The sequence below is a fragment of the Amycolatopsis ruanii genome (assembly GCF_003385175.1).
In the GTDB taxonomy this organism is placed as follows: Bacteria; Actinomycetota; Actinomycetes; order Mycobacteriales; family Pseudonocardiaceae; genus Amycolatopsis_E; species Amycolatopsis_E thermalba.
On the sequence record NZ_PQHY01000007.1, the window covers coordinates 23,397 to 38,433 of the forward strand.

12 protein-coding genes are annotated in these 15,037 nt (G+C 73.2%); 10 read left to right on the forward strand and 2 right to left on the reverse strand.

All coding sequences use genetic code 11. The annotated features are described in order from the left end of the window. Positions 1-81: 81 nt before the first annotated feature. Entirely contained in the window at positions 82-1,278 is a 1,197-nt protein-coding gene (locus D0D28_RS05635; protein ID WP_116109961.1) for a cation:proton antiporter, read from the reverse strand. 4 nt (positions 1,279-1,282) lie between these two features. Further along, entirely contained in the window at positions 1,283-1,765 is a 483-nt protein-coding gene (locus tag D0D28_RS05640) for a cation:proton antiporter regulatory subunit (RefSeq protein WP_116110024.1), read from the reverse strand. A gap of 115 nt (positions 1,766-1,880) precedes the next feature. Here D0D28_RS05640 and cmk point away from each other — a divergent pair, with 115 nt between their 5' ends. From cmk to D0D28_RS05690, 10 genes are all read left to right on the forward strand, one after another. Continuing rightward, positions 1,881-2,582 (forward strand): (d)CMP kinase, encoded by a 702-nt coding sequence (cmk, locus tag D0D28_RS05645; protein ID WP_094008683.1) that lies wholly within the window; start codon positions 1,881-1,883, stop codon positions 2,580-2,582. Beyond that, on the forward strand, positions 2,579-3,256 hold the full coding sequence (locus D0D28_RS05650) for a lysophospholipid acyltransferase family protein (RefSeq protein ID WP_094008682.1): 678 nt from the start codon (positions 2,579-2,581) through the stop codon (positions 3,254-3,256). The genes cmk and D0D28_RS05650 overlap by 4 nt, the downstream gene beginning before the upstream one ends. Beyond that, a complete protein-coding gene (gene der, locus D0D28_RS05655; protein WP_094008681.1) occupies positions 3,253-4,677 on the forward strand; it encodes a ribosome biogenesis GTPase Der in 1,425 nt (474 codons plus the stop codon). Before D0D28_RS05650 ends, der begins: the two co-directional genes overlap by 4 nt. A gap of 141 nt (positions 4,678-4,818) precedes the next feature. Continuing rightward, a complete protein-coding gene (locus D0D28_RS05660) occupies positions 4,819-8,679 on the forward strand; it encodes a Pls/PosA family non-ribosomal peptide synthetase (protein WP_116109962.1) in 3,861 nt (1,286 codons plus the stop codon). Continuing rightward, positions 8,667-9,917, forward strand: a complete 1,251-nt coding sequence (locus D0D28_RS05665) for a M1 family metallopeptidase (protein WP_094008679.1) — start codon at positions 8,667-8,669, stop codon at positions 9,915-9,917. The genes D0D28_RS05660 and D0D28_RS05665 overlap by 13 nt, the downstream gene beginning before the upstream one ends. Before the next feature lie 148 nt (positions 9,918-10,065). Continuing rightward, entirely contained in the window at positions 10,066-10,245 is a 180-nt protein-coding gene (locus D0D28_RS36550) for a hypothetical protein (RefSeq protein ID WP_240323105.1), read from the forward strand. 125 nt (positions 10,246-10,370) lie between these two features. Then, positions 10,371-11,489 carry a sugar ABC transporter substrate-binding protein gene (locus D0D28_RS05675; RefSeq protein WP_094008678.1) on the forward strand — a complete coding sequence of 373 codons (1,119 nt, stop codon included), beginning with the start codon at positions 10,371-10,373 and terminating at the stop codon, positions 11,487-11,489. Positions 11,490-11,581: 92 nt separating this feature from the next. After that, the gene (locus D0D28_RS05680) at positions 11,582-12,355 is read left to right on the forward strand and encodes an ATP-binding cassette domain-containing protein (RefSeq protein ID WP_094008677.1); all 774 of its coding nucleotides are present in this window, start codon (positions 11,582-11,584) and stop codon (positions 12,353-12,355) included. A 14-nt stretch (positions 12,356-12,369) separates the two neighbouring features. After that, on the forward strand, positions 12,370-13,800 hold the full coding sequence (locus D0D28_RS05685) for a sugar ABC transporter permease (RefSeq protein WP_116109963.1): 1,431 nt from the start codon (positions 12,370-12,372) through the stop codon (positions 13,798-13,800). Between the two features lie 45 nt (positions 13,801-13,845). Beyond that, entirely contained in the window at positions 13,846-15,021 is a 1,176-nt protein-coding gene (locus tag D0D28_RS05690) for an ROK family transcriptional regulator (RefSeq protein WP_094008675.1), read from the forward strand. The last annotated feature ends 16 nt before the right edge of the window (positions 15,022-15,037 follow it).

A 15,037-nucleotide genomic window follows, 5' to 3' on the forward strand; every position in this document is an offset into this window, starting at 1 on the left:
CCCGTCCGGCGAGGACAATCCCTTGATCTTTGAAGCCGCGCAGCCACGAAAAGCCCGGCGACCACACTGTCGCCGGAGCGCTCAGCTCGCGGTGGTGGCTGGCTCGTGGCCGTGCCCGCGCCGCCGCTGCATGCCCTTCGCCAGCGGCTCCACCACCCGGGCCGCGATGGGGCCGAGGATCGCCATCAGCAGCACGTACGCGGTGGCCAGCGCGGCCAGCTCGTCGACCACGGCGCCGGCCGACACGGCCAGCCCGGCGATGACGATCGAGAACTCACCACGCGCCACCAGCGCCGCACCGGCGCGGGCGCGGCCCAGCTTGCCGACGCCCTGCCGCCGCGCCGCCCACCAGCCGGTCGCCACCTTCGTCAGGGTGGTCAGCACGGCCAGCAGCACCGCCCAGCCGAGCACCGGCGGGATGGACGCCGGGTTGGTGTTGAGCCCGAACACCACGAAGAACACCGCGGCGAACAGGTCCCGCAGCGGCTCCAGCAGGCGGGTCGCGTTGTGGGCGGTCGACCCGGAGATCGCGATGCCGAGCAGGAACGCGCCGACCGCGGCGGACACCTGCATCGCCGAGGCGAGCCCGGCCACCAGCAGCGCCGCGGCCAGCACCTTGAGCAGGAAGACCTCGCGGTCGTCGGAGTCCACGATCGCCGACACGTACCGGCCGTACTTCAGCGCGATCACCAGCACCACGGTGATCACCAGCAGCGAGATGCCGACGGCCTCCAGGCCGCCGAGGAAGCTCACGCCGCCCAGCAGCGCGGTCAGGATCGGCAGGTACAGCGCCATCGCCAGGTCCTCGAACACCAGGATCGACAGCACGACCGGGGTTTCCCGGTTACCGAGCCGGCCCAGGTCGCCGAGCACCTTCGCGATGATCCCGGACGAGGAGATGTAGGTGACCCCGGCCATCACGATGGCGCCGATCGGGCCCCACCCGAGCAGCAGCGCGACGGCCGCGCCGGGTGCGGCGTTGAGCACGATGTCCAGCAGCCCGGCCATCCACGAGCGTTTCAGCCCGGTGAACAGCTCGGCCGCCGAGTACTCCAGGCCCAGCAGCAACAGCAGCAGCACGACGCCGATCTCGCTGGCCAGGTGCGTGAAGTCGCCGATGTCGCCGAGCGGGATGAGGCCGCCCTGCCCGAAGGCCAGGCCGCCGAGGAGGTAGAGCGGGATGGGGGAGAGGCCGATCTTCCCGGCGAGGCGCCCCAGGACGCCGAGCACGAAGAAGACGGCCCCGAGTTCGATCAGGGCCAGTGCGGTGTGCTCCAAGGGCTCAGCCGTTCTTCAGGATCTTGAGGGCGCCCTCCAGGCCTTCCGACGTGCCGACCGCGACCAGCACGTCACCGGCGGTGAACGTGAAGTCCGGGGTGGGGGAGGGGTGCACCTGGCCGGCGCGCATGACGGCGACCACGGACACGCCGGTCCGGGTCCGCATCGCCGTGTCGCCGAGGGTGCGGCCGTCGAACGGTGAGTTCGCCTTGATGGGCAGCTGCTTGGTGTTGATGCCGGGGACCTCGCGGTGCTCCTCGGTGAGCAGCGCGGCGAGTTGCGGGGCGCCGAGCAGGTTCGCCAGCGCGCCGGCCTCGTCGGCGGTCAGGGGCAGGGACGCCAGGCACGCGTCGGGGTCGTCGGACTTGGACACGATCAGCTCGATCTGCCCGTCCCGGTGCGTGACGACGCCGATGCGGCGGCCGTTCCGGGTCGCGAAGTCCTTCCGCACGCCGATGCCCGGCAGGGGTGTCACTTCCACGTTCACGACCGCCACGGTACCGGTGCGGCCGCCACCTGGCGGGCCAGGCACAATGGAGAACCGCAGGTACGGACCGATCGAGACGGCGAGGAGAGCATCGGTGGCGGGAGCCCTACGCGGCGTGGTCGCTCTGGACGGACCCTCGGGAACCGGGAAGACCACGGTGGCGCGCAAGCTCGCCGGCCGGCTGTCGGCCGGGTACCTCGACACCGGTGCGATGTACCGGGTGGTGACGCTGGCCGTGCTGCGCGCGGGCGTCGACCCGGCCGACGGCCCGGCGGTCGCCGAGCTGGCCCGCACCACCGACTTCACCCTGGGCACCGATCCGTCGGCGCCGAGCGTGCACCTGGCCGGTGAGGACGTGGCGGCCGAGATCCGCGGCGCCGAGGTCAACCACGCGGTGTCGCCGGTCTCGGCGGTGCCGGAGGTGCGCGAGCTGCTGGTGGCCCGTCAGCGGCGGATCATCGGCGAGGTGCTCGGCGAGGTCGGCGGCATCGTCGTCGAGGGCCGGGACATCGGCACGGTCGTCGCGCCGGACGCCCCGCTCAAGGTCTACCTGACCGCGGACCCGGCGGTGCGGGCCGCGCGCCGCAGCGCCCAGGACACCGCGGCCGGGCGGCAGAGCAGCCAGGCCGAGGCGCTGGCGTCGGTCGACCGGCGGGACCGGCTCGACTCGACCCGCGCGGTCGCGCCGCTGAAGGCCGCCGACGACGCCGTGCACCTGGACACCACCGAACTGTCCATCGACCAGGTGCTGGTCGCCCTGTCCGAGCTGGCCGGGCGCCGCGGGCTGCTGGGCGAGTGCGCGCAGGTCACGCGGTGAGCCCTGCCGGTCTGCCTGCGGGTGCGTCGGCGTGGCTGCACGACGCCGCGCGGTTCGTCGGGACGCACCTGTTCAAGCCGGCCTACCGGCTGCGGATCCGCGGGCTGGAGCGCGTGCCGCGGACCGGGCCGGTGCTGGTGGTGGCCAACCACAGCTCGATGGTCGAACCGCAGATCATCTTCGGAATGTTGCCGCGGCGTTCGGTGTTCCTCGTCAAGGAGGAGATGTTCACCGGGGCCGTCGGGTGGTTCCTCCGGCGGATCGGCCAGGTGCCGGTGCGCCGGGGCGAACCCGGCCGGGCGCCCCTGCTGACCACGGCGAACGTGCTCTCCGACGGCGGAGTGGTCGCGGTGTTCCCGGAGGGGACCCGCGGCGACGGTGACGTGGCCAGCGCCGAACGCGGCGCGGCCTGGCTGGTCCGGGCCTCGGGCGCGGTGGTCCTGCCGATCGCGGTGCGCGGGACGCGGCGTCCCGCCGGCAGCGGGCGGCGGTTCCGGCCCCGGGTGGACATCCTGGTGGGTGAACCGTTCACGCTCGAGGTCGGCCGCGGCCGGGCCGGGCTGGACGAGGCGACCGGGCGGCTGCGGGACGAGCTCGCGGGCCTGGTCCGCACCCTCGACGAATGGCGTGCAGCGCAGGGCGAGTCCGTGCGCGGGAAGAAAGCGGAATTATGACGGAGCTTGACGGGACCTGGTCGGACGAGGCGGAGTTCACCGCGCTCGACAACCAGGCCGACGACGCGGCGTCCGAGGAGGAAGCCGAGCTGAGCCAGCCCGTGCTGGCCGTCGTCGGGCGCCCGAACGTGGGCAAGTCCACCCTGGTCAACCGGATCCTGGGCCGTCGCGAGGCGGTCGTGCAGGACACCCCCGGTGTGACCCGGGACCGGGTGGCCTACGACGCGCAGTGGGCCGGGCGCCGGTTCACCGTGGTCGACACGGGTGGCTGGGAGCCGAGCGCGACCGGCCTGCAGGCCGCGGTCGCGGCGCAGGCCGAGCTCGCGATGAACACCGCGGACGCGGTGCTGGTCGTGGTGGACGCCTCGGTCGGCGCGACCGCGACCGACGAGGCGGTGGCCAAGGTGCTGCGCCGGTCGAAGCGGCCGGTGCTGCTGGCCGCCAACAAGGTCGACGACGAGCGGCTGCTGTCCGACGTGGCCTCGCTGTGGTCGCTCGGCCTGGGCGAGCCGTACCCGGTGAGCGCGCTGCACGGCCGCAGCTCGGGCGACCTGCTCGACGCGATCATCAAGGCGCTGCCGGAGGCGCCGCGGGAGCGCGAGGCCGTGGCCGGGCCGCGCCGCGTCGCGCTGGTCGGCAAGCCGAACGTGGGCAAGTCCAGCCTGCTCAACAAGCTCACCGGCGAGCAGCGGTCCGTCGTGGACTCGGTCGCCGGCACCACGGTCGACCCGGTCGACTCGCTGGTCGAGCTGGACGGCCAGGTGTGGCGGTTCGTCGACACCGCCGGTCTGCGCAAGCGGGTGCACACCGCGAGCGGCACCGAGTACTACGCGTCGCTGCGCACCAAGGCGGCCATCGACTCCTCCGAGGTCGTCATCGTCCTGCTGGACGCCAGCGAGCCGCTGTCCGAACAGGACCTGCGGGTGCTGACGTCGGTCGTGGAGTCCGGCCGGGCCTGTGTGCTCGCGCTGAACAAGTGGGACCTCGTCGACGAGGACCGCCGCCACCAGCTGGAGAAGGAACTCGACCGCGGCCTGGTGCGCGTCACGTGGGCCGAGCGGGTCAACATCTCCGCGCTCACCGGTCGTTCGGTGCGCAAGCTCGCGCCGGCGCTGCGGACCGCGCTCGCGTCGTGGGACCAGCGGGTGCCGACCGGGCAGCTGAACTCGTGGCTGTCCGAGCTGATCGCGGCCACCCCGCCGCCGGTGCGTGGCGGCAAGCAGCCGAAGGTGCTGTTCGCCACCCAGGCCGGCATCCGCCCGCCGACGCTGGTGCTGTTCACCACCGGCTTCCTGGAGGCCGGGTACCGCCGGTTCATCGAGCGGAAGTTCCGCGAGCGCTTCGGTTTCGAGGGCAGCCCGGTGCGGATCAACGTGCGGGTGCGGGAAAAGAAGCCCCGGCCCGGCAAGAAGGGCAAGTGACGCAACGAGGTGTGACGGCGGCGACACCCCGGTGAGACCGCCCGGTCACCCGGTGTTCACCTCGGGTAGAGTGATCGTCCCGCGCGGGCGCCTCACTCTTTTCGCGAGTTCCGGCCCGGCCGCTGGCGGAAGGTGAACTCCATGGGCGCGCCCGTTCTCGATCCGATGCTGCCCGGGGTGCTGGCCCCGGAGCGGGCCCTGTTCCCGGGTGGACCCGCCGCGGCCCGGCGCACGCTGCTGGACGTGCTGGCCGCCACCGCCGCGCGGCACCCGAACGCGGCGGCGCTCGACGACGGTGCGCGGGTCCTGAGCTACCGCAGGCTGTCCGAGGAGGCGCAGGCGCTGGGCCGGCGGCTGGCCGCCGAGGGCGTAGGCCGCGGTGACCGCGTCGGCGTGCGGATCTCCTCCGGCACCGCCGACCTCTACGTCGCGATCCTGGGCGTGCTCGCCGCGGGCGCGGCGTACGTGCCGGTCGACGCCGACGACCCGGACGAGCGGGCCGAGCTGGTGTTCGGCGAGGCCGGGGTGTGCGCGGTGCTGATGGACGACGGGCTGACGATGCTCGCCGAGCCCGGCCGCCGCACCGGGCCGCCCGCGCCGGAGGACGACGCGTGGATCATCTTCACCTCCGGCTCGACCGGCAAACCCAAGGGGGTGGCGGTCAGCCACGGCTCGGCGGCCGCCTTCGTCGACGCCGAGGCCCGGCTGTTCCTCACCGAGGAACCGATCGGGCCCGGTGACCGGGTGCTGGCCGGGCTGTCGGTCGCCTTCGACGCCTCGTGCGAGGAGATGTGGCTGGCCTGGCGGCACGGCGCGTGCCTGGTGCCGGCACCGCGCGCGCTCGTGCGCACCGGGGTGGACCTGGGGCCGTGGCTGGTCGCGCAGCGCATCACGATCGTGTCCACCGTGCCGACGCTGGCCGCGCTGTGGCCGGCCGAGGCGCTGGAGGACGTGCGGCTGCTGATCTTCGGCGGCGAGGCGTGCCCGCCGGAGCTGGCCGGGCGGGTCGCCGTCGAGGGCCGCGAGGTGTGGAACACCTACGGCCCCACCGAGGCCACGGTGGTCGCCTGCGCCGCGCCGCTGACCGGTGAGGGCCCGGTGCGGATCGGGCTGCCGCTGGCCGGCTGGGACCTCGTGGTCGTCGATGCGGCCGGGGAGCCGGTGGCGATGGGGGAGTCCGGTGAGCTGGTGATCGGCGGCGCCGGCCTGGCCCGTTACCTGGATCCGGTGAAGGACGCCGAGAAGTTCGCGCCGCTGCCCGCGCTGGGCTGGGAGCGCGCCTATCGCAGCGGCGACCTGGTGCGCGCCGAGCCCGCGGGGCTGGTCTTCCTGGGCCGAGCCGACGAGCAGGTCAAGCTCGGCGGCCGCCGCATCGAGCTGGGCGAGGTGGACGCCGCGCTGCAGGCGCTGCCCGGCGTCGCCGGAGCCGCCGCCGCGATCCGCACCACCAAGGCGGGCAACCAGGTCCTCGTCGGTTACGTCGTGCCGCAGGGCGAGTTCGGCACCGCCGAGGCGTCGGCTCTGCTCCGGGACCGGCTGCCCGCCGCGCTGGTGCCGCTGCTCGCGGTCGTGGACGATCTGCCCACCCGGACCTCCGGCAAGGTCGACCGCGCCGCGCTGCCCTGGCCGCTGGCCACAGTGGACAGTGTGGCGGCGTTGACGCCCACCGAGTCGTGGCTCGCCGAGGGCTGGGCCGAGATCCTCGGCGTGCCGGTCACCGATCCGGGCGCGGACTTCTTCACCAATGGTGGTGGCAGCCTCACCGCGGCGCAGCTGGTCGCGCGCATCCGCACCCGGCACCCGCAGGTCTCGGTCGCCGACCTCTACCGGCACCCGAAGCTCGGGCAGCTCGCCGCGCTGCTGGACGGCCTGGAGGGGGAAACCGCCCGGCGGCGCGATGTCCGTCCGGTGCCGCGCCGGGCGGGAGCCGTCCAGGCCGTGCTGGCCCTGCCGGTGCTCGCCCTGACCGGCCTGCGCTGGCTGACCGCGCTGGCCGCACTGTCCACTGTGCTCTCGATGACCGGTGTCGCGTGGGCGCCCGCGGTGCCGTGGTGGTCGCTCGCCCTGGCGTGGCTGGTGCTGTTCAGCCCGCCGGGCCGCATCGGCATCGCGGCGGGCGGCGCCCGGCTGTTGCTGCGCGGGGTCCGCCCGGGCACCCACCCGCGTGGTGGCCGGGTCCACTTGCGACTGTGGGCGGCCGAACGGCTCGCCGAGGCCGCCGGTGCGGCCGGGATTTCGGGCGCGAGCTGGATGACGCTCTACGCCCGCGCGCTGGGCGCGAAGGTGGGCAAGGACGTCGATCTGCACACCCCGCCGCCGGTCACCGGGCTGCTCAAGCTGGGCCGCGGGGCGGCCGTGGAGCCCGAGGTGGACCTGTCCGGGCACTGGGTGGACGGCGACGTCGTGCACCTCGGCAAGATCCGCATCGGCGCCGGTGCCCGCGTCGGCGCGCGCAGCGTGCTGCTGCCCGGGGCGCGGATCGGCAAGGGCGCGGAGATCGCGGCCGGGTCGACCGTGCTGGGCGCGGTGCCGGCCGGTCAGCGCTGGGCCGGTTCGCCCGCCCGCCGCGACGGCAAGGGCGCGCTGCGCTGGCCGTCCAGCCGGCCGCCGCGGTCGCGGTTCTGGGCCTTCGCCTACGGCGCCGCGTCGTTCGTGCTGGGCCTGTTCCCGGTGCTCGCCGCCGTGCCCGGCCTGCTGGTGCTGGGCGCCGCGGTCGCGGATTCGACGACCATCGGCGCCGCGCTGGGTGCCGCGTTGCTGGCGGTGCCGGTGGGGACGCTCGCCGCGTTCGGCACGTACGCGCTGCTGGTGCTGGTGTCCGTGCGGCTGCTCGGGCTGGGCCTGCACCAGGGCTACCACCCGGTGCACGGCCGGATCGCGTGGCAGGTGTGGGCCACCGAGCGGCTGATGGACCTGGCCCGCCAGGTGCTGTTCCCGCTGTACGCGAGCCTGTTCACGCCGGTGTGGCTGCGGCTGCTGGGCGCGAAGGTCGGCCGCGGCGCGGAGGTTTCGACGGTGCTCGCGGTGCCGCGGATGACGCAGGTCGACGACGGCGCGTTCCTCGCCGACGACACCATGGTCGCCACCTACGAGCTGGGCCACGGCTGGCTGCACGTCGCCCCGACGCGCATCGGCAAGCAGGCGTTCCTCGGCAACTCCGGCATGGCCGCGGCCGGGCGCGCGGTGCCCAAGCGCGGCCTGGTCGGGGTGCTGTCCTCCGCGCCGCGCAAGGCGAAGAAGGGCTCGTCCTACCTCGGCATGCCGCCGATGCCGCTGCGCCGTGCGGTCGAGACGGCGGATGCGAGCCGCACGTTCGCGCCCCCGTCGCGGCTGAAGGTCGCGCGGGCGGCGGTCGAGCTGTGCCGGATCGTGCCGGTGATGTGCGCGGTCGCGCTCGCGGTGCTGGTGCTCGCGGCGCTGGCGGCCGTGCGGTCGGCGGCGGGGCTGGTCGTGGCCGCGCTCGCCGCGCCGGTCGTGCTGGTCGTCGCCGGGCTGGTGGCGGGTGCGGTGACCACGGCGGTGAAGTGGGCGCTGACCGGCCGGTTCCGCGCGGTGGACCACCCGCTGTGGAGTTCGTTCGTGTGGCGCACCGAGCTGGCCGACACGTTCGTCGAGACGCTCGCCGTGCCGTGGCTGGTGGGCTGGAGCGCGGGCACGCCGCTGCTGCCGTGCTGGCTGCGCACGATGGGCGCGAAGATCGGCCGCGGGGTGTGGCTGGAGACCTACTGGCTGCCGGAGACGGACCTGGTGCGGCTGGGCGACGGCGCGACCGTGAACCGCGGCTGTGTCGTGCAGACCCACCTGTTCCATGATCGGATCATGCGCATGAGCGAGGTGACCGTGGCCGGGGGCGCGACCGTCGGCCCGCACGGGATCGTGCTGCCCGGCGCCAGCATCGGCGCGCGCACCACCGTGGGCCCGGGTTCGCTGGTGACCCGCGGCGACGCCGTCCCGGCCGACAGCCGCTGGCTGGGCAACCCGATCGCGGCGTGGCGGGCGTGAGCCGCGCGGACTACACGCTCGGCCACGGCAGCACCGGCTACCGGGTCACGCACTACGACCTGGAGCTGGACTACAAGATCGGGCCGAACCGGTTGAGCGCGCGGGCGGTCCTGTCCGCCGTCGCGGTGGACGAGCTGAACCGGATCCCGCTCGACCTGGCCGGGTTCAGCGTCAAGGGCGTGCGCGTCGACGGGCGGACCGCGCGGTTCACCCACCGCGGCGGCAAGCTCGTGGTCGCACCGGCCCGCCCGGTGCGCGGCGAGTTCACCGTCGAGGTGCGCTACGCCGGCAACCCGCGTCCGGTCGCGAGCCGGTGGGGCGAGATCGGGTGGGACGAGCTGACCGACGGCGCGCTCGTGGCGAGCCAGCCGACCGGGGCGCCGTCCTGGTTCCCGTGCAACGACCGGCCCGGCGACAAGGCGGCCTACCGGGTGTCGCTGACCACCGCGTCGGCCTACACCGTGCTGGTGACCGGGGACCTGGTCGCCCGGCGGGCCGGGGGCAGCGCGACGACGTGGGTGTTCGAGCGGCGCGAGCCGACCGCGCCGTACCTGATGAGTGTCCAGATCGGACGGTACGACGAGCTGGAACTCGGCGCGGGGCAACGGCTCGCGGTGCCGCGGCGGCTGCGTGCGGCGGCCGCGCACGACTTCGGCCGCCAGCCGGAGATGATGGCGCGGCTGACCGAGTGGTTCGGGCCGTACCCGTTCGGCGAGTACGTCGTGGTGGTCACCGACGACGACCTGGACGACCCGATCGAGGCGCAGGGGATGGCGATCTTCGGCGCCAACCACGTCGACGGCCGTCGCACGTTCGAGCGGCTGGTGGTGCACGAGCTGGCGCACCAGTGGTTCGGCAACAGCCTCACGGTCGCCGGCTGGCGGCACATCTGGCTCAACGAGGGCTTCGCCACCTACGCGGAGTGGCTGTGGTCGGAGGCCTCCGGCGGCGCGTCCGCAGCGGCGCTGGCGCGTGACTGGCGGGCGCGGGTGGGCACCGACGTCGCGATCGGCGACCCCGGGGTGGCGCGCCTGTTCGACGAGCAGGTGTACAAGCGCGGGGCCCTGGTGCTGCACGGGCTGCGCGCCCGCGTGGGCGACGAGGTGTTCTTCGGCCTGCTGCGGTCGTGGGTGGCCGGGCACGCGCACGGCACGGTCACGACCGAGGAGTTCGTCGCGCACGCGGAGCGCGTGGCGGGTGTCTCGCTGCGCGACGACTTCGCCGCCTGGCTGGGCTAGCGCCGCTTGGCGTAGCCGGCGTAGCCGCGGGTCGCGCGACGTTCCACCCGGGCTGGCGGTGGTCCCAGCACATCAACCGATCGCGGGTACGGAGAGCTGTCAGGCGAACCACACCGGCTACGTCCTGTCCGGACGGATGACGATCCGCATGGACGACGGCGACCAGGCCGGCTTCGGGCCCGGGGACGTCATGATCTGCCCGCCCGGCCACGACGCTTGGGTGGTCGGCGACGTGCCGTGCGCGGTGATCGACTGGGGCGGCTACGCCGGTGCCCACCCCGTTTTGCCCGGTAGGGCCGGAAGGCCTGCCCGTCCGTCCGGGACTTGAGGATCGCGGCCCTTTTGTTACCGGAACGTGTCGGAGCGGGCTTCCCTCACACGCGGTTACGACGTATGTTGTCGGCCACAACATTCAAATGTTGTGAGCCACAACATTCCTGCCAAGGGGACGCAATGAAGCGGAGAAAGACCCTCGCGCTGGCCGCCGCGGGCACCGGGCTCGTCCTGGCGCTGACCGCGTGCGGTGCGAACAGCGCCAACAACGAAAGCGGTGGGAGCGGCGGGTCCGACAACGGCGGCCCGAAGGTCGGCGTGATCCTGCCCGAAACCGCGACCTCGGCCCGGTGGGCCGGCTTCGACCAGCCGATGCTCCAGTCGGCGCTGACGAAGGCCGGGCTCAGCCCGATCATCGAGAACGCCCAGGGCGACAACCAGCGGTTCGCGCAGCAGGCCGACAGCATGCTCAGCCAGGGCGTCAAGGTCCTGATCATCGCCGCGCCCAGCGGGGACGTCGGCGCCACCGTCGAGCAGAAGGCCAAGCAGCAGGGCGTTCCGGTCATCAACTACGACCGCCTCAACCTCGGTGGCAGCGCCGACTACTACGTCAGCTTCGACAACGTCCAGGTCGGCCGCCTGCAGGGCCAGGCGCTCGCGGACGCGCTGAAGAACAAGCCCGGCGCCCAGGTCATCGAGATCGAGGGCTCGCCGACGGACAACAACGCGACCCTGTTCTACAACGGGCAGCAGGAGGTCCTCGGCCCGCTCTACAGCTCGGGCGCGCTGAAGAAGGTCGCCAGCCAGCGCATCGACAAGTGGGACAACGCGGTCGGTGGCGCGACGTTCGAGCAGTTCCTGTCCGCCAACGGCGGCAAGGTCGACGGTGTGCTGGCCGCCAACGACGGCATGGCCGGTGCCGTGATCACGGTGCTGCAGAAGAACGGCCTCGCCGGTTCGGTCCCGGTCACCGGCCAGGACGCCAGCGCCGCCGGCCTGAAGTCCATCCTGCAGGGCCAGCAGTACTCGACGGTGTTCAAGCCGATCCAGCAGGAGGCCGACGCCACCGCGCAGCTGGCCGCCGCGCTGGTCAAGGGCGACACCGCCGGCGCCGACGCGATCGCCAAGCAGACTTCGACCGACCCGACCGGCAACCGCACGGTCAAGTCGGTGCTGCTGCAGCCGTTCTCGATCACCAAGGAGAACGTGAAGATGGTGGTCGACCAGGGTTACGTCAAGGCGAGCGAGATCTGCGGCGGCGACACCGCCGCGGTCTGCCAGCAGCTGGGTATCTCCTGACGGCGCGCATCGAGCTGGGGACGCGCGGACCGGTGACCCCGGCCGCGCGTCCCCCGCACGCGCGTCACGCCACTGATAGCGGAGGTTCTGCCATGAACGAGCCCGTCCTCGCGCTGCGAGGCGTCAACAAGAGCTTCGGGCCGGTGCACGTCCTGCACGACGTGGACTTCCAGGTGCGCGCGGGGGAGGTCACCGCGCTGGTCGGCGACAACGGCGCCGGGAAGTCCACGCTCGTCAAGTGCATCGCCGGCATCCACCCGATCGACAGCGGCGAGATCGTCTTCGAAGGCGAGCCGGTCCACATCCACAACCCGCGCGACGCCGCCGCGCTGGGCATCGAGGTCGTCTACCAGGACCTCGCGCTGTGCGACAACCTCGACATCGTCCAGAACATGTTCCTCGGCCGCGAGCGCAACCAGCGCGGCCTGCTCGACGAGGCGGCGATGGAGCTGGCCGCGCGCAAGACCCTGGCGTCGCTGTCGGTGCGCACGGTCAAGTCGGTGCGCACCCCGGTGTCGTCGTTGTCCGGCGGGCAGCGGCAGACGGTCGCGATCGCCAAGGCCGTGCTGTGGAACAGCAAGGTCGTGCTGCTCGACGAGCCGACCGCCGCGCTCGGCGTGGCGCAGACCCGGCAGGTGCTCGACCTGGTCCGGCGCCTGGCCGAGCAGGGCCTGGGTGTGGTGCTGATCAGCCACAACATGAACGACGTGTTCGAGGTGGCCGACCGCATCGCGACCCTCTACCTCGGCCGGCTGGCCGCCGACGTCGCCACCAAGGACGTCACGAACAGCCAGGTCGTCGAACTGATCACCGCGGGCCGGTCCGGCGACCTCGGCCTGGCCCGCCCCGAGACCGCGGCCGTGTGAGGAAAGAAGTGGCCATGACTGAAACCCCCACCAAGCCCGGCTCGGGCCGGCCCCCGGCGGCGATCTCGGACTTCGGCATCGACACCACCTCGCGGTCCACCCGCGAGGCGATCGGTGACTACTTCGGGCGCCTGCGCGGCGGCGAGCTGGGCGCCCTGCCCGCGCTGCTCGGCCTGCTCGTGCTGGTGCTGGTGTTCACCGGGCTGTCCGACACCTTCCTGTCGCTGAACAACATCGCGAACCTGTTCGCACAGGGCGCCGGGCAGACCATCATCGCGATGGGCATCGTGCCGGTGCTGCTGCTCGGCGAGATCGACCTGTCCGCCGGCACCGCCTCCGGGCTCGCGGCGTCGGTGATGGCGCTGCACTTCACGCAGAACGGCAACCTGCTGGGCAACTTCGGCAGCACGGTGTTCTACGGGTTCATCGCCGGGTCGATCGTGGCGGCCGCGCTGTGCGTGTGGATGCGCGTCTGGATCGGCGCGGTGCTCTCGCTCGTCGTACCGGTCGTGATGCTCGCCGGGTTCGCGGCCAACCCGTGGATCGAGATCGTGCTGGCGATCTGCGTCGGCGTCGTCATCGGCGCGCTGACCGGAACCATCGTCGCCAAGATCGGCATCCCGTCGTTCGTGGTGACCCTGGCGCTGTTCATCGGCTGGTACGGCCTGCTGCTGCAGCTGGTCGGCGAGGGCGGCACGATCTCCATCCGGCAGAGCGACGTGCTCTACCAGGTGGCCAACGGCAACCTGTCCATCCTGGGCGGCTGGATCATGTTCGCCGTCGCCGCGGGCGGGTACGCCGCGGTCGTCCTGACCCGCCACTTCGGACGGTTGCGCCGCGGGCTGGTGGCGCAGCCCACGACGATCGTGCTCGTCAAGGCCGCTGCGGTGCTGGTGATCGGCGCGGTCGCGACCTACCTGCTCAACACCAACCGCTCGCCCAACCCGGACCTGACCACGATCGCCGGCGTGCCCTACGTCGTGCCGATCGTGCTGGTGCTGCTGGTCGCCGGCACGTTCGTGCTGGACCGCACCCGCTACGGGCGGCACATCTACGCGGTCGGCGGCAACAAGGAGGCCGCGCGGCGCGCCGGCATCAAGGTCGACAAGATCCGGATGAGCGTGTTCCTGATCTGCTCGGCGGTGGCCGCGATCCACTGGATCGTCTACAGCTCCAAGGTGGGCGCGGTGGACGGCAACTCCGGTGGCGGCAACACGCTGCTGTTCGCCGTCGGCGCGGCGGTGATCGGTGGCACGTCGCTGTTCGGCGGCCGCGGCCGGCTGCGGGACGCGGTGATCGGTGGTCTGGTGCTGGCGACCGTCCAGAACGGCCTCGGCCTGCTCGGATTCCAGGCGGCAACGGTTAACATCATCACCTGCCTGGTCCTACTGGTGGCGGCAGCCGTCGACGCGCTCTCCCGCAAGCGTGCCGCGGTGGCGCGCTGAGGCACGGGTGAGGACCGCCGATCACAGGCCAGCAGGGAAGCGCAGGTGACGACCACACCGACCGCGGGCACGCGCCCGGACGACGTGCGCCGGCACAACAGGGCCGCCCTGTTGCGCCGGCTGCACGTCCATGGTCCGTCCACACGGGCCAGTCTCGCCACCGATCTCGGGCTGAACCGCAGCACGATCAAGGCGCTGGTGGACGGGCTGGCCGAGGACGGGCTCGTCGAGGAACGGGTGCCTGCCCAGCGCAGCGGGGCCGGCCGCCCGTCGCTGCTGGTGCTGCCGCAGCCGCAGGCCGCGGTGGTGCTGGCGATCGACATCCGGGTCGAGCGGGCCGGGATGGCGCTGGTCGGGATCGGCGGCGAGATCCTCGGGCGGGGCGGGTGGAACATCCGCTCCACCACCAACGACCCGCGCGAGGTGTTCACCAAGATCGTCGACACGGCCGGCCCGCTGATCGACGAGCTGGGCGTCCAGCCGGTCGCGGCCGGGGTGTCGGTGCCGGGTGTGGTGCGGCACGCCGACGGGTTCGTGCACGAGGCGCCGAACCTGCACTGGACGGACATCCCGCTCGGCGCGTGGCTGTCGCGCGCGCTGCACCTGCCGGTGCACATGGGCAACGACGCCGAGCTGGGCGCGCTGGCCGAGCACCTGCGGGGCGTGGCGCGCGGGTTCGACGACCTGGTCTACATCAGCGCGGACGTCGGCGTCGGCGGCGGCGTGATCTCCAACGGGGTGTCGATGCGCGGCGCCGGCGGGCACCACGTCGGCGAGGTCGGGCACATGGTGGTGCGGCCGAGGGGGCGGCAGTGCTATTGCGGCTCGCGCGGCTGCTGGGAGACCGAGGTGGGGGAGCGGGCCCTGGCGCGGGCGCTGGGGCTGGACGAGGACAGCCCGGTCGGCGCGATCGTGCACGAGCTGCGGCTGCTGTCGGCGAACGGTGCGGCGCTGGACAAGCTGGCCGAGTTCACCGACTGGCTCGCGCTCGGGCTCGGCAACGTGGTCAACCTGCTGTGCCCGCAGCTGGTCGTGCTGGGCGACCTGCTGACCGCGCTGCCGCCGGTGCTGGTCGAGCAGGTGGAGCGCTCGGTGCGCGAGCGGAGCCTGGTGAGCCGGGCCCTGGCCGGCACCCGGGTGGCGACCTCGGCGCTGGGCACGGACGCGAAGCTGCTGGGCGCCGCGGAGCTGGCCTTCGAGACGGTACTCGCCGACGGGTGAGGGCATGCCCCGGCGG